Annotated in this window: 21 protein-coding genes; 12 read left to right on the forward strand and 9 right to left on the reverse strand. The window is 65.1% G+C overall.

Annotated features, from left to right (window positions below; translation table 11 throughout):
* Positions 1-74: 74 nt before the first annotated feature.
* From BSY18_RS08095 to BSY18_RS08120, 6 genes are all read right to left on the reverse strand, one after another.
* Positions 75-2,111 (reverse strand): adenylate/guanylate cyclase domain-containing protein, encoded by a 2,037-nt coding sequence (locus tag BSY18_RS08095; RefSeq protein WP_069050253.1) that lies wholly within the window; start codon positions 2,109-2,111, stop codon positions 75-77.
* A gap of 331 nt (positions 2,112-2,442) precedes the next feature.
* On the reverse strand, positions 2,443-3,180 hold the full coding sequence (locus tag BSY18_RS08100; RefSeq protein ID WP_335617684.1) for a nitroreductase: 738 nt from the start codon (positions 3,178-3,180) through the stop codon (positions 2,443-2,445).
* A gap of 28 nt (positions 3,181-3,208) precedes the next feature.
* Positions 3,209-5,032 (reverse strand): cobaltochelatase subunit CobT, encoded by a 1,824-nt coding sequence (gene cobT / locus BSY18_RS08105; RefSeq protein ID WP_054134601.1) that lies wholly within the window; start codon positions 5,030-5,032, stop codon positions 3,209-3,211.
* A gap of 57 nt (positions 5,033-5,089) precedes the next feature.
* Positions 5,090-7,201, reverse strand: a complete 2,112-nt coding sequence (locus tag BSY18_RS08110) for a transglycosylase domain-containing protein (RefSeq protein ID WP_236823481.1) — start codon at positions 7,199-7,201, stop codon at positions 5,090-5,092.
* Between the two features lie 165 nt (positions 7,202-7,366).
* The gene (cobS, locus tag BSY18_RS08115) at positions 7,367-8,359 is read right to left on the reverse strand and encodes a cobaltochelatase subunit CobS (protein ID WP_054134602.1); all 993 of its coding nucleotides are present in this window, start codon (positions 8,357-8,359) and stop codon (positions 7,367-7,369) included.
* A 56-nt stretch (positions 8,360-8,415) separates the two neighbouring features.
* Positions 8,416-9,063 (reverse strand): J domain-containing protein, encoded by a 648-nt coding sequence (locus BSY18_RS08120; RefSeq protein WP_236823482.1) that lies wholly within the window; start codon positions 9,061-9,063, stop codon positions 8,416-8,418.
* 66 nt (positions 9,064-9,129) lie between these two features.
* Here BSY18_RS08120 and BSY18_RS08125 point away from each other — a divergent pair, with 66 nt between their 5' ends.
* The 4 genes from BSY18_RS08125 to BSY18_RS08140 all read left to right on the forward strand — a co-directional run bounded on the left by BSY18_RS08125 (position 9,130) and on the right by BSY18_RS08140 (position 11,675).
* On the forward strand, positions 9,130-9,414 hold the full coding sequence (locus BSY18_RS08125; protein WP_054134604.1) for a BolA family protein: 285 nt from the start codon (positions 9,130-9,132) through the stop codon (positions 9,412-9,414).
* Positions 9,415-9,512: 98 nt separating this feature from the next.
* On the forward strand, positions 9,513-9,878 hold the full coding sequence (locus tag BSY18_RS08130) for a hypothetical protein (protein WP_069050255.1): 366 nt from the start codon (positions 9,513-9,515) through the stop codon (positions 9,876-9,878).
* Positions 9,875-10,771, forward strand: coding sequence for a pirin family protein (locus tag BSY18_RS08135; RefSeq protein ID WP_069050256.1), 897 nt, complete (start codon positions 9,875-9,877; stop codon positions 10,769-10,771). Before BSY18_RS08130 ends, BSY18_RS08135 begins: the two co-directional genes overlap by 4 nt.
* Before the next feature lie 10 nt (positions 10,772-10,781).
* Complete coding sequence (locus tag BSY18_RS08140; RefSeq protein WP_069050257.1) at positions 10,782-11,675, forward strand: alpha/beta fold hydrolase; 894 nt, start codon at positions 10,782-10,784, stop codon at positions 11,673-11,675.
* A 455-nt stretch (positions 11,676-12,130) separates the two neighbouring features.
* On the opposite strand, the gene BSY18_RS08145 is transcribed toward BSY18_RS08140, so the two are convergent.
* Together BSY18_RS08145 and BSY18_RS08150 are read right to left on the reverse strand one after the other, a co-directional pair.
* Positions 12,131-12,403: a hypothetical protein gene (locus tag BSY18_RS08145; RefSeq protein ID WP_054136012.1), complete on the reverse strand. Its 273-nt coding sequence runs from the start codon at positions 12,401-12,403 to the stop codon at positions 12,131-12,133.
* A gap of 127 nt (positions 12,404-12,530) precedes the next feature.
* The gene (locus BSY18_RS08150; RefSeq protein WP_069050258.1) at positions 12,531-13,577 is read right to left on the reverse strand and encodes a DUF2332 domain-containing protein; all 1,047 of its coding nucleotides are present in this window, start codon (positions 13,575-13,577) and stop codon (positions 12,531-12,533) included.
* Between the two features lie 38 nt (positions 13,578-13,615).
* On the opposite strand from BSY18_RS08150, the gene hisG reads away from it, so the two are divergent.
* From hisG to asd, 8 genes are all read left to right on the forward strand, one after another.
* The gene (hisG, locus tag BSY18_RS08155) at positions 13,616-14,281 is read left to right on the forward strand and encodes an ATP phosphoribosyltransferase (protein WP_069050259.1); all 666 of its coding nucleotides are present in this window, start codon (positions 13,616-13,618) and stop codon (positions 14,279-14,281) included.
* Complete coding sequence (gene hisD, locus BSY18_RS08160) at positions 14,278-15,567, forward strand: histidinol dehydrogenase (protein ID WP_069050260.1); 1,290 nt, start codon at positions 14,278-14,280, stop codon at positions 15,565-15,567. The genes hisG and hisD overlap by 4 nt, the downstream gene beginning before the upstream one ends.
* A gap of 10 nt (positions 15,568-15,577) precedes the next feature.
* Positions 15,578-16,024 carry a transcription antitermination factor NusB gene (gene nusB, locus BSY18_RS08165; protein ID WP_069050261.1) on the forward strand — a complete coding sequence of 149 codons (447 nt, stop codon included), beginning with the start codon at positions 15,578-15,580 and terminating at the stop codon, positions 16,022-16,024.
* Between the two features lie 114 nt (positions 16,025-16,138).
* Positions 16,139-17,062 (forward strand): thiamine-phosphate kinase, encoded by a 924-nt coding sequence (gene thiL, locus BSY18_RS08170; protein ID WP_069050262.1) that lies wholly within the window; start codon positions 16,139-16,141, stop codon positions 17,060-17,062.
* 145 nt (positions 17,063-17,207) lie between these two features.
* Complete coding sequence (locus BSY18_RS08175; protein WP_069051795.1) at positions 17,208-19,340, forward strand: sodium-translocating pyrophosphatase; 2,133 nt, start codon at positions 17,208-17,210, stop codon at positions 19,338-19,340.
* 210 nt (positions 19,341-19,550) lie between these two features.
* Complete coding sequence (locus BSY18_RS08180) at positions 19,551-20,753, forward strand: GNAT family N-acetyltransferase (RefSeq protein WP_069050263.1); 1,203 nt, start codon at positions 19,551-19,553, stop codon at positions 20,751-20,753.
* Positions 20,746-21,633 (forward strand): cupin-like domain-containing protein, encoded by an 888-nt coding sequence (locus BSY18_RS08185; protein ID WP_069051796.1) that lies wholly within the window; start codon positions 20,746-20,748, stop codon positions 21,631-21,633. Before BSY18_RS08180 ends, BSY18_RS08185 begins: the two co-directional genes overlap by 8 nt.
* A 59-nt stretch (positions 21,634-21,692) precedes the next feature.
* Positions 21,693-22,544: an archaetidylserine decarboxylase gene (gene asd / locus BSY18_RS08190; protein WP_069050264.1), complete on the forward strand. Its 852-nt coding sequence runs from the start codon at positions 21,693-21,695 to the stop codon at positions 22,542-22,544.
* A 23-nt stretch (positions 22,545-22,567) separates the two neighbouring features.
* On the opposite strand, the gene BSY18_RS08195 is transcribed toward asd, so the two are convergent.
* Positions 22,568-23,233 (reverse strand): GNAT family N-acetyltransferase, encoded by a 666-nt coding sequence (locus tag BSY18_RS08195; RefSeq protein WP_236823483.1) that lies wholly within the window; start codon positions 23,231-23,233, stop codon positions 22,568-22,570.
* Between the last annotated feature and the right edge of the window lie 92 nt (positions 23,234-23,325).

Consider the following 23,325-nt stretch of genomic DNA (forward strand, 5'->3'; position numbering starts at 1 on the left):
CGGTACCGCTGACGGCAACCCCCAGGCCTAAAACTGCACCCAACGCAAGCGCCCGGTGAAGTACGGACTTCCTATCAACCGAGAACATAGCTTTCTCCTTTTTGTGTCTGACCAAGTCGCTTGAACAGATTCGCGATGGCCTCTTCCTGCCCCATTTCCTGCAGCTGTGATGTGAGTTGAACCACAGCGTCTGAATCTCCCGCCTCGTGCGCAGTCACGAGTTGAGCGATTTGGGTACGTTCACCTGCCGGCATGTCCGGCGCGGGTTCGAAAATATCCACGGGCTTGGCGCGCCCTCTTAGCACGATCCGGCCCATCGGACGATACCAGTCTAGCCCCGAGCGCTCCGCCGCCTCGCGGCTGACCAGCACGCGGGTGTCGAGGTTCTTGTTCGCCGCCTCGAGCCGCGCGGCGGTGTTCATGCTGTCACCAAACGCGGTGTACTGGATGCGCCCCTCGCCGCCGAAGTTGCCGACGATCGCTTCGCCGAAATGCACGCCGACGCGGGTGCGGCCGATCGGCGGGACGCCTTCGGGCGCGCTGCGGCGGAACTCCTCGCCAGCCTCGTACATCGCCCAGGCGGCTCGCACCGCGCGCTCCCCGTCGTCGGGAAAGCTGATCGGCGCGCCCCAGAAGGCGACCACCGCATCGCCCACGAACTTGTCGAGCGTGCCGCCATATTGCAGCACCACGTCGGCGAGCTTGTCGAGATAGTTGTTGAGCAGGAACGCCACCATCTCCGGCTCGATCGCGTGGGTCAGCTTGGTAAAACCCTCCAGATCGGTGAATACGCAGAAGATCTCCCGCTTCTCGCCGTGCAGCGCGAGCTTGTCGGGGTCCTTGAGGATTTCCGCCGCGACCGAGCGGGGCAGGTACTTGCCCAGCGCGTTCTGCGCGAACGCGCGCTGCTTGGACCCGACCACGCGTGCGGCGGCGCCCACCGAGGTATAGGCGAGCAGCCATCCGGTCGCCCAACCGAAGCTTGGCAGGTCTAATGTATCGAACCCCTGATATTGCAGGATGAACGGCACGGTGATGAAGAACAGGATCTGCGATCCGAGCAGCAGCCCCATGATCCAGGCACGCGCCTGGCTGATCGCGGTGGCGCAGCCGGCCAGCACCACCACCAAAGCGATCACCCACAGCGACCAGCCAGGGAATGAGAACGGCTGATCGTTGTCGAGCAACTGCGACATCATGTGCGCATGGACTTCGAGCCCGATCATCTGCGAATCGCCGGTGACGACATCGCCGATGCGGGTGAGCGGGGTATCGAACTTGTCGAAATCGACGAAATCCCCGCCGATCAGCACATGCTTGCCCTTGACCTCGCTGGCGACGAACTCGGCGCTTTCAGGGTCGGCAAACAGGTCGATCGGCAGCTTGTTGATCACCGGGCGGTCCGACGACAGCGGGAGGCGGAAGCGGATCGCACCGCGATAGTCGGCGAACGCTGCGTTGGGCGGGGTCATCGCGCGCACCATGATCGGCGGCAGGTTCTTCGGCTGGTCGGGCCAGCGCCGCGCGACACCATCCGGATCGGTCAGCAGCCGGATGCTGGTGGGCACCGTCTTGGCGGTGGTGATGTCCTTGAGGAACTGCTCGAGAAACTCCTGCTGGCGAAACTGGATCGCCTCGGTGTTGGTCTCGTTGGATGCATAAGCGACGTGCGTGGGGGTCTGCATCGATCGGAATGCGGTCTTGAGCGCCTCGTCATCGTCCTGCGGCTGATCGAACAGAATATCGATGCCGATCGATTTTGCCCCCATCCTGTCGATGTTGGTCAGCGCATTGGCAAGGATGGTGCGGTCGACCGGAGATCGCTGGCCGGTATCGATCAGCGTGTCGTCGGTATAGACCACCATCAGGATGCGCGGGTCCTGATCGACCTTCTTGGCGAAATTGGCCGCGCGCATGTCGTACATCGCGTTTTCGGCATCGCCGAGCAGCGGCATCGTGGGGCTGTAACGCGCCACCGCGAGCGCGAACACCAGAAAGCCCAAGGTCGCGAGCATCCGCACGAGCCCCAGCTGGCGAATGAGCCGGTTGGCCGAACGGCCAACCTCATCGCGGCTGCTGGGGGCCGAAGCGGTGTCTGGTTTCAGCGCCATGATCTCAGCTGCCGCCCCCCGGCGCGTTCATGTCCATGCTTGCCCAGGCGCTGGAGCACGCGGCAACGCGGCCGGATGGCGCCCCGCACGCAGGCACCGTGGCCGCTGCGTCCGCTCGTGTGTCACCTGTCTGGCCGTCGCACATTGTCACACCCCATTTGCCTCGATCCCTGAGGATGCGGCGGCAAATCCTGATTTCGGCGCGACCCGGTCTGGATTCGTTTGGGGATGCTATAATCCCCCCGATGCGGCGTGACCAGTTGCCGCATCGGAATGATGGCAGATTATACAGCGCCCGATGAACCTTGGATGTCGCTGCCCCCGACCCGCTTTAGAAACCGCGAAAGTCTATGGCCTCGGACAGGTCGACGCGCGGAACCGCAAAATTGTTGATCGGTGCATCGGGGTCGCGATAGCCCACCGCCATGCCGGTGAAGAAGATGAACTCGTCGCCGATGCCCAGCAGCTCGCGCATGTAGCTGCCGTACATCGCCCAGATTTCCTGCGGGCAACTGTCGAGCCCCGCCTCGCGCAGCAGCAGCATCACCGTCTGCAGCCACATGCCCATGTCCGACCATTGCGGCGGCCCCATATAGGTGCGGCAATAAGTGAAGATCTGCACCGGGGCACCGAAGCTGTCCCAGTTCTTGGCCATCTGCGCGATACGACCTGCGCCATCCTCGCGCGCGAGCCCCAGCGCGTCGAACATCCGCTTGCCGACCAGCCGCCTCTGCTCCTCGTAGCGACCCTCGAGGCCCTTGGGGTAGATGTCGTACTCCATCCCCGCACCCATCGGCTCGCTCGCGGCCTTCGCCTTGATCTTGGCGGTCAGATCGGCAAGCGGCTCGCCGGTCAGCACGATGGCATGCCATGGCTGGGTATTGCCCCCCGAGGGCGCGCGCTGCGCCTTGGTCAGGATATCCTGCAGCATGTCGAGCGGAACCGCATCGGGCCTGAACTGGCGCACGGACCGACGGGTTGCAACGGCTTCGGATACGTTCAAGGCAGATCTCCGGATCAGGGTTCGCGATTTAATCGCTTGGTTAAGCTGGGCGCCGACCTTTGGCAAGTCTGGCCTAGCGCCGCGCCAGCCCGCATCACTCGTCGTCGAACAGCCCCGCCAGTTGCTCGACCATCGTGCCGCCCAGTTGTTCGGCATCCATGATCGTCACCGCGCGCTTGTAATAGCGGGTGACGTCGTGGCCGATGCCGATGGCGATCAACTGCACCGGCGACATCTTCTCGATCCAGTCGATGACCTTGCGCAGATGCTGTTCGAGATAGGCGCCGTGGTTCACCGACAGCGTAGAATCATCGACCGGCGCGCCATCCGAAATTACCATCAGGATGCGGCGTTCCTCGTGGCGGGCGAGCAGACGGTTGTGCGCCCACAGCAGCGCCTCGCCGTCGATATTCTCCTTGAGCAGCCCTTCGCGCATCATCAGGCCCAGATTCTTGCGCGCACGCCGCCAGGGCTCGTCGGCCTTTTTGTAGACGATGTGGCGAAGGTCGTTGAGGCGTCCGGGAAGCTGCGGGCGGCCCTGCGCCAGCCAGTCCTCGCGGCACTGGCCACCCTTCCATGCCTTAGTGGTGAAGCCCAGAATCTCGGTCTTGACCCCGCAGCGTTCCAGCGTGCGCGCCATGATGTCCGCGCTGATCGCCGCGATGCTGATCGGGCGACCGCGCATCGATCCGGAATTGTCGATCAGCAGCGTGACTACGGTATCGCGGAAGTCGGTTTCCCGCTCGATCTTGTACGATAGCGAATGTCCGGGCGCGACCACGATCCTTGCCAGCCGCGCGGCATCGAGCATCCCTTCTTCCTGGTCGAAATCCCAGCTGCGGCTCTGCTGCGCCATCAACCGGCGCTGCAGACGGTTGGCGAGCTTGGTCACCGCGCCCTGCAGATGCGCGAGCTGCTGGTCGAGATAGGCGCGCAGCCGCAGCAGTTCGTCCTCGTCGCACAGGTCGGTGGCCTCGACCACCTCGTCAAAGCGGGTGGACCAGGCCTTGTATTCGAAATCGGAAGGAAGATCGGTCCAGGGGCGGTTGGGCCGCGTCGGCATCATGCCATCGTCGCCCATCTCGCCGGGGTCGCCGTCGTCGCCCTGCTCCATCTCGCCTTCGGTTTCGGACTGGTCGCCGTCCTCGTTCTCGCCGGTCTGCTCCTCGCCGCGCGCCTCGGTCTGGCCCTGATCGGATCCTTCCTGCTCGCCGTCCTGGTCCTCGGGTTCGCCCTCTTCGGACGAATCGTCATCGTCGCCGTCGTCCTGGCTGTCCTCCTCGTCCATCTGGCCCTCGGTGAGGTCGAGATGTTCGAGCAGCCGGGTGGCGAGCGCAGCAAACGCCGCCTGATCGTCGAGCGACAGCGCGAGATTGTCGATGTCCTCGCCACCCTTGCTCTCGATCCAGTCGCGCACCAGATCGACCCCGGCAACGGTCCCTGCGGGCATAGGCTTGCCGGTCAGCCGTTCGCGCACGATCAGCCCCAGAGCGGTCGAGAGCGGCACCTCGTCGACCTTGGTCGCGCGCGCGATCGGGTCCGAGCGCATGCGCATGTCGAGCGCGGCATCCAGATTGGCCCCCAGACCGCTCATCGCGCGACTGCCCAGCGCCTCGATCCGCACCTGCTCGACCGCATCGAATGCAGCGCGGGCAACCGCCTCCTTGGGCGCATTGGCGTTGTGCTGGGCGGGGTTGTGATGCTTCAGCCGCAGCGCGTAGAGGTCTGCAAAACCGCGCGCCTCGGCGACCTGATCTGCGGGCAGCTTGCGCCCCGGCATCGGCACACGCAGCTTGGTGCCAGATTGCGACGGCGGATCCGCGGTGAACGCCACCTCGACCTCGGGTTGATGCGCGATGGCGCGCGCGGTACCGGCGAGAACGTTCTTCAGGTCATCAAGTGGCGTGCGGTTGGTCATGCGCTATCGCTGAACACCCGGGCCTGCGATGTCAAGCAGCCTGCCGATACGGGGCAGCTATTGCCCGGGCGGAGCAGGAGGCTCGGGTCTGCGCCGCTCGACCTGCGCGCCGTTGCCATCGACGGTGACCGCAACCGGCGCGCCGCCGACATCGCCCGAAATCGTCAGGCCATCGGGGGTGACGCGCACATTCGCGCCGCCGACCTGCGCCTCGATCTCGCCTTCGATGATCGGATCGATCGCGGGGTCGGGGTCTACCTCCTCGGGCGGCGCCACCGGTGCGGCACGGCGCGGCGGAACGGCGCCGCGCACCGCCTCGCCCATGAACTGGCGCCAGATCCGCGCGGGCAGACCGCCGCCGCGGATTCCGCTCATCGGGCTGTTGTCGTCGTTTCCGATCCAAACGCCCACCACCAGATCTCCGGCATAGCCGACGAACAGCGCATCGCGATTGTCCTGGCTGGTTCCGGTCTTGCCGAAATTGGGGATGTTGAGACTGGCCGCACGGCCGGTCCCGCGATTGACAGCGGCGCGCAGCATGTCCTGCATCTGCTCGTGCACCCGTGAAGAATAGCTGTCCGGGCCATCGACCAGCCATTCGAACCAGCCCTGCTCCTCGCGCTTGAAGGCGTGCGGTTCGACCGGCCAGCTGTTGCCCGCAACCCCGGCAAAGGCCGCGGTCAGCTCGATAAGGCTGGCGCTGGCGCTGCCCAGCGCCAGGCTGGGATCGCCTTCGGTGAACGGCCCCTTGAGCCCCAGCTTGGTCGCCTGTTCGATCACCTTTTCGCTGCCCACTTGCTGGAACAATCGGACCGCTGCGACATTGCTCGAGTGCACGAACGCCTCTTCCAGGCTGATCACGCCGCGATAGCGGTCGCCAGCGTTGCGCGGGCGATAGGTGCCGGTGGTGATCGGGCTGTCATCGACGACCGAGCTTGGCTCCATCCCCGCTTCGAGCGCGGCGAGCCAGACGAACAGCTTGAAGGTCGATCCCGGCTGGCGGCGCGCCTGGGTGGCACGGTTGAAGGGCGACTGCGCATGGCTCTTGCCACCGACCATGGCGACGACCTCGCCATTGGGGCGCATTGCCACCAGCGCCACCTGCGCCTTGCCCAGTCCCGCCCGCGCGACGATCCGCTCGGCTGCACGCTGCAGCCGCGAATCCAGCGTCGTGGTGAGCTCGAGCCTGGCATGCGACATCTCGGTCAGCGCGCGCGCCTGCGGCATCGCCCAATCGGCAAAATAGGTGCCGTTGGCAAGCTTGGGCCGTTCGTGCACATCCAGCCGCGGCTGGGGCAGCGCATCGGCCTGTTCCCGCGTCATGAATCCTGCGTTGACTATCGCGGTGCGCACCATGTTGGCGCGGCGGCTGGCCCCCTTCCAGTTGCGCGTCGGCGCAAAGCGCGACGGCGCCTGAACCAGCCCGGCGAGCAGGATCGCCTGTTCGGGTTTCAACCGCTCGGGCTGGCGATCAAAATAGTGCAACGAGGCCGCGCGCAGCCCGTACACGTTGTCGCCGAAATAGGCGTTGGAGAGGTATCGCCCCAGGATCTCATCCTTGGTCAGCCAGGCTTCCAGCCAGAACGCGATCAGCATCTCGCGCAGCTTGCGGGTCAGGCTGCGTTCTGGGGTGAGGAAGCTGATCTTGGCGAGTTGCTGAGTGATCGTGCTACCGCCCTGGGTACCGCTCGATCCCGAGACGTTGGCCCACAGCGCCCGCGCAAGACCGCGCGGATCGATCCCCCAATGGCTGTAGAACCGCCGGTCCTCGATCGCGAGAAACGCCTGCACGACATGCTCCGGCAAGCGCTCGACCACGACAGGCTCTTCGACCACCGCCCCGCTGCGCGCGATCGGCGTACCATCGGCGGCGAGCAAAGTGATTTCCGGCGGCGCGATCGGCTGCAGCGATTTGGACAACGGCGCGGTAATCGCCAGCCAGGCGAGCAGGATCAGGAACAGGACAAAGACTGCCGCGAGGATGCGCTTGGCCCACCACCAGCGGTTGCGCGGCGGCTTGATGGGCTCTGGCGCTACCGATCTTACGTCCGCAGGATCGAGCCACGGATTGCGCGCCTCGCCCAACCCCGGCGGCGGCCACGGGGCATCAACGGCGGAAACCCCGCCGCCCCCAAAACGCCCCGATCCGAATCGCAATTTCTTGAACACAGCGGTGTATTATATCAATATGACAGCAAGCGCGAGAGGGTTGCGGTTGATCAAAGCCCTCCCCCTCGATGGGAGAGAGTTGCGTGGGGGTGCGCTCTCCGGATTGCGCTTTCGATCGCCATCAACACGCAATCCTCGGCTGTCAGCCCTCAGCAACCGCGCAAATTACCCCTTGCCGATAATGCTCTCGGGCAGGTCCTCGCCGAACACGCGCTGGTAATATTCCGCGACCAGCATGCGCTCGGCCTCGTCGCACTTGTTGAGGAACGACAGCCGGAAGGCGAAACCGATGTTGTGGAAGATCGCGGCGTTCTGTGCCCAGCTGATCACGGTACGCGGGCTCATCACGGTCGAAATATCGCCGTTGATGAAGCCCTGGCGGGTAAGGTCGGCGACCTTGACCATGTTCTTGACCACCTTGGGGTCGGTCTCGCCCACCTTGGCGAGAACGACCTTGGCTTCGGTCTCGGCGGGCAGATAGTTGAGCGTGCACACGATGTTCCAGCGGTCCATCTGGCCCTGATTGATCTGCTGGGTGCCGTGATACAGCCCGCTGGTATCGCCCAGGCCCACGGTGTTGGCGGTGGCGAACAGGCGGAAATAGGGGTTGGGGCGGATAACGCGGTTCTGGTCGAGCAGGGTCAGCTTGCCCTCGGTCTCGAGCACGCGCTGGATCACGAACATCACGTCGGGACGGCCCGCGTCATATTCGTCGAACACCAGTGCGGTCGGGGTCTGCAGCGCCCATGGCAGCAGGCCTTCGCGGAATTCGGTGACCTGCTTGCCGTCGCGCAGCACGATGGCATCGCGGCCCACCAGATCGATACGGCTGATATGTGCATCCAGATTGATGCGGATGCACGGCCAGTTGAGGCGCGCGGCGATCTGTTCGATGTGCGTCGACTTGCCCGTGCCGTGATAGCCCTGCACCATCACGCGGCGGTTGTGGGCAAAGCCAGCAAGCACCGCCAGCGTGGTTTCCGGGTCGAACACATAGCTGGGATCGAGATCGGGGACGCGCTCGTCGGCCTCGCTGAACGCGGGCACTTCCATGTCAATGTCGACGCCGAACACGTCGCGCGCCTTCACCATCCGGTCGGGCGCATCGAGCAGGGTGCCGTCACGGCTGTCAGGCTGGGTATTGGAAATGTCTGTCATGTGGGTGTCCGCTGTTAATCGGTCGCTTAAGGGAGCTGCAATGCCCGATGGCACGATCAGGTGAAAGCAGCAAGTTTGCGCAAGTGCGTATAGGCGGCGATGACCTCCTGCAAGGCTTTCTCGTGGGTGCGGTCGCCGCCGTTACGGTCGGGGTGGTAGGCGCGCACCAGCTTCGAATAGGCCTGGCGAATCGTCGTCCGGTTGGCGTCCGCGCTCAGTCCCAATGTCTTGAGCGCGCTGCGGTCTGCGACGCTCAGGCCGCGCTGGGCTGCAGCGCGATCATTGGCCTGGGCCGCCGCCCGATCCTTGATGTTCTGGCGGAAGCGCGCACCAATGGCGTCGAGCGGATCGGAAAAGTCGCCCCAGCGCGGCGCCTGGCCCGCGCCTGCGGCAAAGGCGCGCGTTTCGCGGTCCCAGCCTGAGGTCGGCCGCTGCGCCTCGTAGATCTCCTCGGCGCTCATCCCGGAGAAGAAGTTGTAGCGCTCGTTGAATTCGCGAATGTGTTCGAGGCAGAACCAGCGGTAGCGGCCCGGGCCGTCGAAGCGCGATCCATGCGCGCGGTTTTCTTCCGGCGGCGCGCGGAATTCGCCATCTTCGGGGCACTCGGCCCAGTCGCAGCGGTGTCCGGTGCCTTCGATCCGGCCATGGAACCGCGCACGACGCCGCGCGCTGCCTTCCTTTTCCGATCCGTCCCGTTCCGCCAAAACCCCGACCATCCCTTGCCATTACGCGCCTCGCATTGCAGCGAAGAGCGGCTTATATAGGGTGGCATGGACATGAAAACCAAGGGGCCGATGGCCAGCGAAATCGAAAACCGGCTGACCGCGGCTCTGTCGCCGATCCAGCTGGACGTGATCAACGACAGCGCCAAGCACAGCGGCCATATGGGCGATGACGGCAGCGGCGAATCGCACTTCACGGTGGTGATCGAAAGCGCTGCCTTTGCCGGCAAATCGCGGCTGGAGCGCCAGCGGATGGTCAACGCAGCGCTCGGCGACCTGCCGGGGCAGAAGGTGCACGCAATGGCGATCAAGGCGCGCGCGCCGGGGGAATAACGCTGGGCCGGACAACCGCCACGTTCAGTTCCACCCTTGCCGCAGATCGCGAAAGCGTCTGGCTGTCGGCGACATCGCTCGCGGGATTGCGGCGCGAGATGATGCCGCTGCTTGCGATGACCGCGCCGTCCGGGATCGAACGGCTGACCGATGTTCCGATGACGCCCGGCAGGCCGCTGTTCCACAGCCGGCTGTTGCTTGGCGGCCTGATCCCAGCCGGGACCAGCGGGCTCACGCTGGAATCGCTCGATCCCGGATCGGGGTTCGTCGAATGCTCGCCGATGACCGGAATGGCGCACTGGCGGCACGAGCGGCGCATCGTCGCGCACGGCACGGGGTGCAGGGTTACCGATAAGCTCACGTTCGAACCGCGCTTCCTGCCCCGGTTGACGGCCGGCCTGATCCGCATATTCTTCCACCATCGACATCGCCGCCTCAGGCGCGTGTTCGGAGACCGTGCATGACCAGCCCCATTTCGCTCACCCTGCTGCCCGTGACGCACGATCTGGGCGGGTTCAGCGTGCGCCGCGTGCTGCCGCAAAAGGCGCGCGCGATGGTCGGCCCGTTCATCTTCGTCGACGAGTTCGGCCCCGCGCAACTCGATATCGGGCGCGACCTCGGCGTACGCCCCCATCCGCATATCGGGCTGGCGACGGTCACCTATCTGTTCACCGGCGCGATCGATCATCGCGATTCTCTGGGCACCTTCCAGACCATCCACCCTGGCGAGGTCAATCTGATGACCGCCGGGCGCGGCATCGTCCATTCCGAGCGCAGCCCGGCGGACGAGATGGCCGGCGGCGCGAAGCTGTTCGGCATGCAGACCTGGCTGGCGCTGCCCGACGGCCAGGAAGACGCAGCCCCCGCGTTCGAGAACATCGGCTGCGCGGACCTGCCGACGATCGACGGCGGCGGTGCATCGGCCAAGGTGATCATGGGCTCGCTCTGGGGCAAGACCGCGCCCACGACCTGCCACAGCCCGACGATCTATGCCGATATCGTGCTCCGGCCGGGCGGATCGATCCCGATCGACAGCGAGGCGGACGAGCGGGCGGTGATGCTGGTCGAGGGCGATGCAGCGCTCGACGGGCTGCCGCTCGAGCCGTATCTGCTCTACCTGATCGCGCCCGGCGCAAAGCCGAAGCTGGACAGCATCGGCGGCGGCCGCGCGATGCTGCTGGGCGGAGCGGCGTTCGGATCGGAACGGCACATCTGGTGGAACTTCGTCGGATCGTCGAACGCCCGCATCCAAGAGGCTGCCGAGCGCTGGAATGCTGGGGCCTTCCCCAAGGTGCCCGGCGACGAACTCGAGTTCATCCCGATTCCGGAGGTTCCATTGACGCGGGGGCGGACGTGAAAGCGCGCGCATGATGGACCTCCCCCTCACCCGCATCGCGTTGCCCACCGGGGTCGAACTCGACGTCGCGATCACCGGCCCTGCAGACGCACCGCCGCTGATCCTGCTGCACGGCTTTCCCGAATCGCACCGCACCTGGCGCTACGTGATGGCGCATTTTGCCGACCGCTACCGGCTGATCGCACCAGACCAGCGCGGCTTTGCGGGATCGTCCAAGCCTGAAGGCGTGCAAGCATATCAGCCGAAGAATATGGTCGCCGACCTGCTGGCGCTGGCAGATCATCTGGGCGTCGACACGTTCACCCTGGTCGGCCACGATTGGGGCGGCGCGATCGCCTGGATGGCAGCACTCAACCATCCTGACAGGGTGAAGCGCCTGATCATGGCCAACGCCGCGCACCCGTTCACCTATCAGAAGGCGCTTTTCGACGACCCCGACCAGCGCGCCTCGGCGCAATACATCACCGAAATGCGCCGCCCGGATTTCGAGGACATCGTCGCGCAGATGGGCTGGGACGCGTATTTCGATTCGCGCTTCGCCGAGCCCAGCGCGGTCAGCCGGATCACACCCGAGGAGCGCGCGATCTACCTCGCGCAATGGCAGACGCCGGGTGCGTTCACCGCGATGGTCAACTGGTACCGCGCCAGCCCGCTGATCGTCCCGCCGCTGCAAGGCGAGATTGATCGCCCCGCATACCTCGACCGCCCCTTCCCGCCGGTCACCCAGCCGACTTTGCTCTATTGGGCGATGGACGACTATGCGCTGCGACCCTCCTTGCTCGACGGTATCGAAACGCTGGTGCCAGATCTCACGCTGGTGAAGGCTCCCGGCGGGCATTTCGTGCCGTGGGAACAGCCCGACGCGCTGATCGCGGCGATAGAGGGATTTCTGGCAGCGCGTTGAGCCCACACCACCCCCGCTCAGCCTGAGCCCGTCGAGGGCCCCGCGCCATCCTCAGCCCCCACTACAATCGCTCTCCGGCGAAAGCCGGAGCCCAGGGGTCGTGTAGAGCCTCGGCTGCCCATCGCAGCCCCCCTTCTTCGCGCCTTCGCGCGAAACAAAAGGGGGCTCACGCACAGACGCGATACCGCGAAGGGGTTGTCAATCGCCGCAAGGCTCTCCCTAATCCCCATCCCACTTCCGTCATCCTGAACTCGTTTCAGGACCCATCGCGCCCCAAAGAGCCGAAGCCGCTTGGGGAGAAATGAGCCCTGAAACAAGTTCAAGGGAATGATGTGATTTTGAGTTGAGGGTGGCGCGTGGCCTTCGACAGGCTCAGGCTGCGCGGGTGGTGGCGGCTTTGGAGCATTTCTGTCAGAAAGTTGCCATTCAGCAAACGACCCCGTTGCGGTCGTTACTCAATCGAACGCCGGTAAGTCGAACGCCTCGCCCGCAGCATCTTTTGGTGGAGCGCCGATGGTAGTCACGAAGCCGTATTGCCAACCTGTTTGGCCAAGAACGACTTCGTGCGCCTCGAACCCTTCTGGATAGTCTCGAAACCCGGGTTTGTCCTTCAGAGCTTCGATGGCGGCCTCTGCTTCAAAACGACTGGCGTAAATCCCGATATGAAGTTCCGTATCCTCGCGATCGTCGTATTCGCGGGTGAACCAAAGGTCATAAACGATTGTCATAGCCGGTCTTTATCACGCCCGGTCGGAAAGCAACAGCGGCAGCAAACCATCCATTTCCGGCCATTCAGCCCCCTCATTCCGGGCGACAAAAGCGGACGCGATCTGACCCGCTAGGGCAAGGCTCCCATCACCCCATCCACCGCACCCACGCGCCATGCGCCTGCGCCTCGCCCAGCAGGTGTACCTCACCGCCGCCCGGCCAGTACCGCACCCTCAATTCATGCCGGAATGTCGTCCGGTTTGTCTCCAGCGCGATCCACGCCAGCGGGCGCTCCGGTGTCGCTGCGGCTCCCGCCTCGGCCATCGCGCGTTCGATCATCGCCTGCCTCTGGGCCGGGATGTATTGCCAGACGATCGAGTGCATCAGCACCCGTGTCACCCCGGCCTCCTGCGGTTCCGCCAACCGCGCCGCAATCCAGTCGGCGGCGTCTGCCTGCACCAGATCGACCGCGCGGTGCCGGATCATCGCGATGCCTGCCTCCATGCGTTCGAACCGGGCGTGCGCCTCGGGCCAGATATAGGCGATCAGCCGATCGGCGGCGGCATTGTCGCGCACGTCGATGGGCTGGAGGTCGCAGCCGCGCACGCTCGCGATTTTGAAAGGCATCGCAGGTGGCGGCGGGCCCTGCCAGTCGGGGCGGATCGTGCACGGCGCGTCCGCCGGGCCGGAGACCACCCCGCCCAGATCATAGCCATAGCGGTCGATCAGCAGGTTCATCCCTGCGCTCGACCCGATCTCGTTGAGCGCGAACACCCCTGTCGTGCGGCTCGCCAGCCAGTGCAGCGCGGCGACGAAGCTCGACGAGCGCCCCGCCTCGTTGGTCTGCGGCGGGCCATCGAACCACGGGAGCAGTTCGGCATCGTGCCGAGCGACGACATCGGCGACGATGGCGTCCACCGAGTTCTGCGCGTGGACCTCCCGGGCGTAGACCGCCCCCAGTTCGGGGGCCTCCCCCTTGCGGAACAGATGGTGCAGCCCGCCCGCCAGCCGCAGCGGCATCGCATCGGCGAGCACATCGCCTGGCCAGTTCGCAATCCGCGCACCGCAGGCAGTGCCGCCCCGCGCCAGAGCGATCAGTGCGCGGCAGACCGCCGCCGTCGCGGGCGCGTCGTTATGCGCCGCATGATCGGCCTGTTCGCCGATTTGCCGTTCGATTTCGTCGCGCCGCTCCATATTGCCCTTTGGCCTGCTTGCCCCTACATGCCGCCACCATGGCCGACACGCTGATCTTTGCAATCCCCAAGGGGCGAATCCTCGACGATGCGCTGCCCGTGCTCGCGCGGGTGGGAATAGAGCCTGCGGCGGAGTTCCACGATCCCAAGAACCGCTCGCTGCGATTCCGCACCAATCGCGCGGACATGGACATCATCCGCGTGCGCGCCTTCGATGTCGCAACCTTCGTGGCACATGGCGCAGCGCAGATCGGCATCGTCGGATCGGACGTGATTGATGAGTTCGATTATTCGGACCTGTACGCCCCGGTCGACCTCAATTTCGGCCATTGCCGCCTTTCGGTGGCAGAGCCTGTCGATGAAGCAGGCGCATCGCAACCCCGCCCGTCGCACATCCGCGTCGCCACCAAATACCCCAATATCACCCGCCGCCATTTCGAGCGGCAGGGCGTGCAGGCCGAGTGCGTCAAGCTGAACGGCGCGATGGAGCTCGCCCCCTCGCTGGGTCTGGCGCGGCAGATCGTCGATCTGGTGGAATCGGGCCGGACTCTCAAAGACAATGGCCTGGTTGAAACCGAGGTGATCACCCAGGTTTCCGCCCGGCTGATCGTCAATCGCGCCGCGCTCAAGAAGGATCACGCGCGCCTGGGTCCGCTGATGTCCGCCTTCCGCGATCTTGCGGCCGAACAGAGGCAGGCGGCATGACGCTCAGGCTTTCCACCCGCGACAAGGACTTTGGCAAAGCGTTCGACAAGCTCGTGCGCGGACGGCGTGAGAGCGATATAGAAGTCAGCCGCGATGTCAGCGCGATCATCGCCGACGTAAAGGCACGCGGCGATGCGGCACTGGCGGAGTACACCAAGCGCTTCGACGACCACAGCCTTTCAGGCGGGGCCTGGAGCATCGGCAAGGAGGAATGCGCGGCAGCCTATGCGGCGCTGAGCGACGAGTTGCGCGCCGCGCTCGATCTGGCCGCTGCCCGCATTCGCGCCTATCACGAGGCGCAATTGCCCGAGAACCGCGATTACACCGATGCCGCAGGTGTGCGCCTGGGCGCGCGGTGGAGCGCGGTCGACGCCGCGGGATTGTACGTTCCCGGAGGGCGCGCGGCCTATCCGTCTTCGCTGCTGATGAACGCCATCCCCGCCAAGGTCGCAGGGGTAGAGCGGCTGGTGGTGGTGACTCCAACCCCCAAGGGCGCGGTCAACCCGCTGGTGCTGGCTGCGGCGCATCTGGCAGGCGTCGATGAAATCTGGCGCATCGGCGGCGCACAAGCCGTCGCCGCGCTCGCCTTCGGCACCGAAAGGATCCGCGCGGTCGATGTCATCACCGGCCCCGGCAACGCGTGGGTGGCAGAGGCCAAGCGCCAGCTTTATGGCGTCGTCGGTATCGACATGGTGGCAGGTCCCTCGGAAATCGTTGTCGTCTCGGACAACAAGAGCGACCCTGAATGGATCGCCGCTGATCTGCTCAGCCAGTCCGAGCATGATCCGACCAGCCAGTCGATCCTGTTCACCGACGATGCGGGCTTTGCCGATATCGTCGCTGATCTGGTCGGCGTGCAGCTGACCCAGCTTTCGACCGAAAAGGTCGCAACCAAAGCGTGGGAAGACAATGGCGCGATCATTGTCGTCGAGAGCCTTGAAGACGCGATGCCGTTGGTCAACCGGCTGGCAGCCGAGCATCTGGAGCTGGCGGTGGACGATCCGCAGGCGCTGTTCGACAAGGTCCGTCACGCCGGTTCGGTGTTTCTCGGCCGCCTGACGCCGGAGGCCGTGGGCGATTACGTCGCCGGGCCCAACCATGTGTTGCCCACCGGGCGGCGCGCGCGTTTTTCGTCGGGCCTTTCGGTGCTCGATTTCATGAAGCGCACCAGCTTTATCGAACTGGGCCGCGAGGGGCTGCAGGCCATCGGCCCGGCTGCGGTCGCGCTCGCCGAGATGGAGGGCCTGCCCGCGCATGCCGACAGCGTCCGGCGCCGCCTGACATGATGGAACCCAGATGAACCCGAAATCCCAATCCCGTTCCGCCGCGCGGCTTGCCGCGGTCCAGGCGCTGTACCAGCACACGATGGAGGAAACGCCCATCGCGCAGCTGCTGCACGAATTCCACATGCACCGGCTGGGCGCGGAAATCGAAGACGATCAGTATGCCGATGCGGATGTCGATTTCTTCGACGACATCGTGCAGGGCACCACCGCGCGGCTGGTCGAGATCGACGGGCTGATCGAGGCCAAGCTCGCCAGCGGCTGGTCGCTGACCCGGCTCGACCGCACGCTGCACCAGATCCTGCGCGCGGGCGCGTATGAGCTGCTGGCGCGGCCCGATGTGCCGGTGGGCAGTGTGATCAACGAATATCTCGATGTCGCGCACGCGTTCTTCGATGCCAAGGACACGCGCTTTGCCAACGGGCTGCTCGACGCGATCGCCAAAGATGTGCGGGCTTAACGGCCACTCCCTGTCATTCCCGCGAATGCGGGAAGCCCGCTTCTGCGTGAACCTGACGAAGAAGCGGGACCTACGCCTGCGCGAGGGTGACGAAAGAGGCAAGGTTGGTCGATCTTGACCACCGAGCCCGCCTATATCGACCTTCTCCGCAGCATCGGGACCGATCCGGCAGCGCGGGGGCTGGCCGACGATGCAGCGGTGCTGACCATCGGCAAGCAGTCCCTCGTCCTGACCAAGGACATGCTCGCCCAGGGCGTGCATTTCCTCCCCGATGACCCGCCTGCCGATGTCGCGTGGAAGCTGGTGGCGGTAAACGTCTCCGATCTTGCCGCCAAGGGCGCCACCCCGCTTGCCTGCCTCACCGGGCACACGCTCAGCGGTGATGCCGCGTGGGACAGCGCGTTTGTTCAGGGGCTGGGCGAAGCGCTTGACCATTACGGCATGCTGCTGATCGGCGGCGACACGATCAGCGCGGCGGCAGGCGCGCCGCGCGTGCTCTCGCTGACCGCGATCGGGCTGCCATCGGTGCCGGTGCCGCCCTCGCGCTCCGGCGCGCTGGCAAGCGACGGACTGTTCGTCACCGGCACCATCGGCGATGGCTGGGCCGGGCTGCAACTGCTGCAGGCGGGCAGGACCGAACCCCGCTCGCTGATCAGCGCCTATCGCCGCCCGCAGGCCCGCATCGCCGACGGCCGCGCGCTGGCGCAGATCGCCCACGCGATGATGGACGTGTCCGACGGGCTGCTGATCGATGCCGCGCGGATGGCAGACGCTTCGGGGCTGGGCGTCAATGTCGATCTGGCCAAGGTGCCGCTGTCCCAGGATTTCGTCGCGGCGTTCGCGGCGGACCAGGACGCAGCGCTTTCAGCGGCCACCGGAGGCGATGATTATCAACTGCTTTTCGCCGCCGATAGACAGGCGCATCTGCCGGTGCCGGCCGTACGTGTCGGAGGCTTTGCCGAGGGCTCGGGCCTCACGATCAGCTGGAACGGAATGCCGGTCGACCTGCCGGCAAAACTTGGTTGGCTGCACGGCTGAAGCCGCCGATCCTCACTAACTTTATTAAGTTGCGCCCCCGCAAACCCCGCTTATACCTATGCGCCGGGACGCTGACGTTCATGTGAAGGGCGCGGTGATCACCGACCTTGGCCAACAGGCCTTCGCTTTTTTGGGGGAGCGACGCATGAATGTTGTTTTGATAGCCATCCTGTGTGGGGTGGTTGCAGTTCTGTACGGTATCATCACCAGCCGCCAGGTCCTCAGCCAGTCACCTGGCAACGCAAGAATGCAGGAAATCGGCGCCGCCATCCAGGAAGGCGCACAGGCCTATCTCGGCCGCCAGTATCGCACCATCGCCATCGTTGGAGTCGTCGTGCTCGCGCTCGTCTGGGCGCTTCTCGACAAGTTCGGCAATCCCGTTTCCGCCATCGGCTTTCTGCTGGGCGCGGTGCTCTCGGGCGTGGCAGGCTATATCGGCATGAATATCTCGGTCCGCGCCAACATGCGCACCGCGCAAGCCGCCAGCGTCTCGCTGCAGGCCGGCCTCACGCTTGCGTTCCGGGCGGGCGCGATCACCGGCATGCTCGTGGCTGGGCTAGGATTGCTCGCCACTGCAGGTTATTTCTATTATCTCTACGCGATCGCGGGCCATGGCCTGAGCGATCCCGAAGACCGCAACATCGTCAACGGTCTCGTCGCACTCGCTTTCGGCGCCTCGCTGATCTCGATCTTCGCGCGACTGGGCGGCGGCATCTTCACCAAGGCCGCAGACGTCGGCGCCGACCTCGTCGGCAAGGTCGAGGCCGGAATTCCCGAGGATGACCCGCGCAACCCCGCCGTCATCGCCGATAACGTCGGCGACAATGTCGGCGACTGCGCCGGGATGGCCGCCGACCTTTTCGAAACCTATGTCGTCACCATCGGCGTTACCATGGTCGCGATTGCGCTGCTGGTTGCAGGTGACGATACGGCCTTGCTGCCGCTGGTCGGCCTTCCGCTCGGCATCTGCGGGCTTTGCATCATCACCTCGATCATCGGCACCTATTTCGTCCGGCTGGGATCGTCCAACTCGATCATGGGCGCGATGTACAAGGGCTTTGCGGTCACCGCGGTGCTCTCGGCCATCGGGCTGTATTTCGTCACCGATGCCATCATCGGCATGGGCAGCGCCTATTCGCTCAAGCCCGAAGAGGGCGTGATCACCCAGACCTTCACCGGCATGGACCTGTATCTCACGATGCTGGTCGGCCTGGGCGTTACCGGGCTGATCATCTGGATCACCGAATACTACACCGGGACCAACTACCGTCCGGTGCGCTCGATCGCCAAGGCATCGGAAACCGGGCACGGCACCAACGTCATCCAGGGTCTGGCGATCAGCCTCGAGGCGACCGCGCTGCCGACGCTGCTGATCGTCGTCGCGGTGATCGTCGCGCATCAACTGGCAGGGGTCGTCGGCATCGCCTTTGCCGCAACCGCGATGCTCGCGCTCGCGGGCATGGTCGTTGCGCTGGACGCTTATGGTCCGGTAACCGACAACGCAGGCGGCATCGCCGAAATGGCGGGGCTGGACGACAGCGTGCGTGAAAAGACCGATGCGCTCGATGCGGTGGGCAACACCACCAAGGCCGTGACCAAGGGCTATGCCATCGGTTCGGCCGGGCTTGCCGCTCTGGTGCTGTTCGGCGCGTATACGACCGACCTCAAGGAGTTCTTCCCTGATGTGCCGGTCGATTTCTCGCTCTCCAACCCGTATGTCATCGTCGGACTGCTGCTGGGCGCGTTGCTGCCCTATCTGTTCGGAGCGATGGGCATGACCGCAGTGGGCCGTGCCGCAGGTGCGGTGGTCGAGGAAGTGCGCGAGCAGTTTCGCACCAATCCCGGCATCATGCTGGGCACCTCGAAGCCGGATTACGCCCGCACGGTCGATCTGGTCACCAAGGCTGCGATCAAGGAGATGATCATCCCCTCGCTGCTGCCGGTGCTCGCGCCGATCGTGGTATACTACGTGATCACCGCCGTGGCAGGCCAGGCCAACGGCTTTGCCGCGCTGGGCGCTCTGCTGCTGGGCGTGATCGTCTCCGGCCTGTTCGTTGCCCTCTCGATGACCTCGGGCGGCGGCGCATGGGACAATGCCAAGAAGTACATCGAGGATGGCCATCATGGCGGCAAGGGATCGGATGCGCACAAGGCGGCGGTCACCGGCGACACCGTGGGTGATCCGTACAAGGACACCGCCGGGCCTGCGGTCAATCCGATGATCAAGATCACCAACATCGTGGCCTTGCTTCTGCTCGCGGCGCTTGCAGCGGGCTGAGGCTTGCGTTAGCCTCTCCAGTCGAACGACAACTCGCCCCGCCGGTCCATTCCGGCGGGGCTTTTTCTTGCCCGCAGCGCCGCGACATGCTCGCCGCACACGCTTAACGGGTTAACCAATGCACTTAAGCTGTTGTTTCGATGTCTGGGCCTATAGCATCCCCGGGGGGTCCGTGAATGTTGCGGACTGATACAGGACTGCTTTAGCCGCATGGATCAGGGCTTGGTCATGGCCGCATCGACACCCGCCCCGGCGGATGCAGGCGCGGTGCGTCTGACGATGCTCGACCCTGCCGCGCTGGATGCGGCGTTTCTGCGCAGCTGGCGCCTGCTCGCCGATGCAGCCAGCGAGCCCAATGTCTTTCACGCTCCCGAGTTTCTGGTCCCGGCCATCGCGCATTGCGATGCGCTGCGCCGCGCGCAGATCGCCGCGCTGCATGTCGATGGCCAATTGTGCGGCCTGATGCCGATCGCGCGCGAGAAGCATTATGGCCGCTGGCCTGTGCCGCACAGCCAGAACTGGCGCCACCCCAACTGCTTCCTCGGCACGCCTCTGGTGCGGCCAGGGCATGAGAGCGCATTCTGGCAGGCAATTCTCGCCGATCTGGACCGCGCCCCCGGCGCGGGGCTGTTCCTCCACCTCTATGGCATCGCAACCGACGGCCCGGTGTTTGCCGCGCTGGAGCAAGTGTGCGCGCGGCAGAAACGCGCCTGCGCCATCGCGCTGGCCGAGGAGCGCGCGATGCTGGCGACCACGCTGGACGGACAGACTTATTACGAGCAGGTGGTGCGCAAGAAGAAGCGCAAGGAGCTCGCGCGGTTGCGCAACCGGCTGACAGAGCTGGGCAAGGTCGAGACCGTCCAGGGTTGCGATACCGAAGGTCTCAACGCCTGGCTGGACGAATTCCTGGCGCTGGAGCAATCGGGCTGGAAAGGCCGCAACGGCTCGGCGCTCGCCGACATGGCGGAGACTCTCGCGCTGTTTCGCGAGGCGGCGCGTGCCGCGCATCAAGCCGGACGGCTGCACCTCATTGCGATGCGGCTCGACGGGCAAGCGATCGCGATGCTGGTCAATTTCCTCAGCCCGCCGGGCGGCTTTTCGTTCAAGACCGCCTTTGCCGAGGAATATGCCCGCTTCTCGCCCGGGGTGCTGCTGCAGATCGACAATCTCGACATCCTCAAGGACTATGGCCTCGCCTGGATGGACAGTTGCGCTGCCGAGGGCCATCCCATGATCGACAGCCTATGGGCTGAACGCCGCCATGTCGCGCGGGTGTCGGTGGCGCTCAAGGGCTATGGCCGCCCTGCCCTGTTCGGCCTGTTCCGCCAGGGCGAACGTTTCATGGACCGCCGCCGCGCCGCCGCCGGGGGCGATCCCAAGCCTTCCCATTCCGTGGAGAATGATGATGACTGACCAGCCCCATCCGGACCATTTTGCTGGCGCGCTGACCGGTTCGGTGTTCACCGGCGATGCCAAGGCGCGCTTTGCGCTGTGCTATCCAGAAACCCCGCACGTGCTCAGCCACTGTTTGTTGCAGCACCCGCTGCTCGATCTGGAAGCTTTGGCGCTGCTGGGGGAATTGCTGCCCGAAAAGTCGCTCGAGTACAATCGCGGCGACCTGCCAATCGGCATCCGCCCTGAAGACGTGCCCTCGAACGGCATGAGCATCGGCGAGACGATCCGCAGCATCGACAGCGCCAACAGCTGGTGCGTACTCAAGAACATAGAGCAGATCCCCGCCTATCGCGATTTGCTGTTGACGCTGCTGGGCGAGCTTGAGGACGTCACCAAAGGGACGACCGGTGAGATGCTGCGGCCCGAAGGCTTCATCTTCGTCTCGTCACCCGGATCAATGACCCCCTATCATTTCGATCCCGAGCACAACATCCTGCTGCAGCTGCGCGGCTGGAAGACGATGACCGTGTTCCCCGCAGGCGATCCGCGCTTTGCCGCGCCTGAGGCGCATGAGGCGTATCACTCGGGTGGCGGCCCGCGCAACCTGCCCTGGGACGATGCCTTCGCGCTGCACGGTACCGATTACCGGCTGGAGCCCGGCCAGGCGATCTTCGTTCCCGTCATGTCGCCGCATTACGTCCGCAATGGCGACAGGCCCTCGATCTCGCTCTCGATCACCTGGCGATCGGAATGGAGCTATGCCGAAACCGATGCGCACGCGATGAACAGCGTGCTGCGCCGGTTCGGCCTCAACCCTTCCCCGCCGCGGCGCTATCCGGTGAACAACGCGTTCAAGTCGTTAGGCTATCGCGTGCTGCGCAAGCTCGGGCTCGATTGAGCGCACCTGCGGCGCGCAGTGACTGGACCTGAAGCGGTTTTTCGCACACAGGTCGGTGCATGTCCGATCGCCTGAGCATCCTGTTCCAGCACCTGCTTCCCAAGCAGCTGGTCACCACGCTTGCCGGGCGCGTCGCCGGAGCGCGCGGCGGCGGCGCGACCACCCGGCTGATCCGCTGGTTCGTCGCCCGCTACCGGGTCGACATGAGCGAGGCCGAGAACCCCGATATCGCAAGCTACGCCAGCTTCAACGACTTCTTCACCCGCCCGCTGCGCCCGGGCGTGCGCCCGCTGGCAGCGGCCGATTTCGTCTGTCCGGTCGATGGCGCGATCAGCCAGCTGGGCGATATCGACGATCATCACATCGTCCAGGCCAAGGGTCACCGCTATACCATCACCGATCTGGTTGGCGGCGATGCGACCCTGGCAGAGCAGTTCCGCCACGGCCGCTTTGCGAACCTCTACCTCTCGCCGCGCGACTATCACCGGCTGCACATGCCCTGCGACGGCAGGCTGGTGCGGATGATCCATGTTCCCGGCGCGCTCTATTCGGTAAACCCGGTCACCGCACGCGGGGTGCCCAATCTGTTCGCGCGCAACGAGCGCGTGGTGTGCGTGTTCGATTCGCCCGAACATGGGCCGTTCGTGATGGTGCTGGTCGGCGCGACCGTGGTGGGCAGCATGGCGACACCCTGGCACGGTGTGGTCAACGCGGTGCGCACCGGCAGGCCCTCGCAATGGGACTACACCGATCAGGCGATCACGCTTGCCAAGGGCGAGGAGATGGGCCGCTTCCTGCTGGGATCGACGGTGATCATGCTTTTCCGCCCGGGTGCGGTCGCGCTCAACCCGGACTGGACACCCGAACGGCCGGTGCGCCTCGGCGAAATGATGGGCAACGCCCCGCGCTGACCCGCGCGCGGTGCGCGTACCGATCAGAGATACTGGTCGAGCGCCTTGAAGATGTCGCGAATTCCCTGCAGGTCGCTGGTCTCGCGCAGCTTGGCGATCGCGGGCTTCACCTCGAGCACATAGTCCTGCACCCCGCCGTCCCATTGCTTGAGCTCGCCGCCGATCGAGCGGATGAAGCCGATCGCTGCGTGGTTTTCCGCCAGCGTCTGGATGTCGAGCACCTGCAACTGCTCGGCGCAGCAGTTGATCAGCAGCACCGCGGTCAGCATCCGTCCCAGCCCGATGCCGTGATAATCATCGAGGATCGCGACCGAAAACTCGCCCGACCTTTGCTCATCGGTGCTGCGGATCGCGTGCACCGCGCCGATAGCCGGATTGTCCGCCCCATCCAGATGGATCGCGCCCCACGCGATGTGGTCGTGCCCGTCGGCGTCGACCAGCCGCGCGATGACGCTGTCCGAAGGCATCGGCTGCAGCGAGAAGAAGCGCAGATAACGCGATTGGGTGGAAAGGTGCGCGATGCCCTCGCGCATCTGCTCGGCATCGCTGCTGCGGATCGAGCGGATGCAGATGCTCTTGCCGTCGCTGGCGGTGGTGTGAATGATCTGGTCGATGAACTCGCCGGTGTTCTGTTTGCCCATCGCGTATCGCCCTTGCGCATGCCCAAGCCCGCTGGTGCCGATCGACACGCTTCAAGAGGTCGGTCGCATGGCCCGAATGTCAAGGGACGCTAGCTGCCGCCGCTGCACATTTCGCGCTTGGGGTGCGCAAAGGCCATTCC

The sequence above is a fragment of the Blastomonas sp. RAC04 genome (assembly GCF_001713435.1).
Taxonomy (GTDB): domain Bacteria; phylum Pseudomonadota; class Alphaproteobacteria; order Sphingomonadales; family Sphingomonadaceae; genus Blastomonas; species Blastomonas fulva.

Excerpts from the sequence above, each read along its gene's own strand:
- BSY18_RS08095 (WP_069050253.1), bottom strand. The coding sequence starts at position 2,111 with ATGGCGCTGAAACCAGACACCGCTTCGGCCCCCAGCAGCCGCGATGAG.
- cobT (WP_054134601.1), bottom strand. The coding sequence starts at position 5,032 with ATGACCAACCGCACGCCACTTGATGACCTGAAGAACGTTCTCGCCGGT.
- cobS (WP_054134602.1), bottom strand. The coding sequence starts at position 8,359 with ATGACAGACATTTCCAATACCCAGCCTGACAGCCGTGACGGCACCCTG.
- BSY18_RS08125 (WP_054134604.1), top strand. The coding sequence starts at position 9,130 with ATGGACATGAAAACCAAGGGGCCGATGGCCAGCGAAATCGAAAACCGG.
- BSY18_RS08130 (WP_069050255.1), top strand. The coding sequence starts at position 9,513 with ATGATGCCGCTGCTTGCGATGACCGCGCCGTCCGGGATCGAACGGCTG.
- BSY18_RS08135 (WP_069050256.1), top strand. The coding sequence starts at position 9,875 with ATGACCAGCCCCATTTCGCTCACCCTGCTGCCCGTGACGCACGATCTG.
- BSY18_RS08140 (WP_069050257.1), top strand. The coding sequence starts at position 10,782 with ATGATGGACCTCCCCCTCACCCGCATCGCGTTGCCCACCGGGGTCGAA.
- BSY18_RS08145 (WP_054136012.1), bottom strand. The coding sequence starts at position 12,403 with ATGACAATCGTTTATGACCTTTGGTTCACCCGCGAATACGACGATCGC.
- BSY18_RS08150 (WP_069050258.1), bottom strand. The coding sequence starts at position 13,577 with ATGGAGCGGCGCGACGAAATCGAACGGCAAATCGGCGAACAGGCCGAT.
- hisG (WP_069050259.1), top strand. The coding sequence starts at position 13,616 with ATGGCCGACACGCTGATCTTTGCAATCCCCAAGGGGCGAATCCTCGAC.
- hisD (WP_069050260.1), top strand. The coding sequence starts at position 14,278 with ATGACGCTCAGGCTTTCCACCCGCGACAAGGACTTTGGCAAAGCGTTC.
- nusB (WP_069050261.1), top strand. The coding sequence starts at position 15,578 with ATGAACCCGAAATCCCAATCCCGTTCCGCCGCGCGGCTTGCCGCGGTC.
- BSY18_RS08175 (WP_069051795.1), top strand. The coding sequence starts at position 17,208 with ATGAATGTTGTTTTGATAGCCATCCTGTGTGGGGTGGTTGCAGTTCTG.
- BSY18_RS08180 (WP_069050263.1), top strand. The coding sequence starts at position 19,551 with ATGGATCAGGGCTTGGTCATGGCCGCATCGACACCCGCCCCGGCGGAT.
- BSY18_RS08185 (WP_069051796.1), top strand. The coding sequence starts at position 20,746 with ATGACTGACCAGCCCCATCCGGACCATTTTGCTGGCGCGCTGACCGGT.
- asd (WP_069050264.1), top strand. The coding sequence starts at position 21,693 with ATGTCCGATCGCCTGAGCATCCTGTTCCAGCACCTGCTTCCCAAGCAG.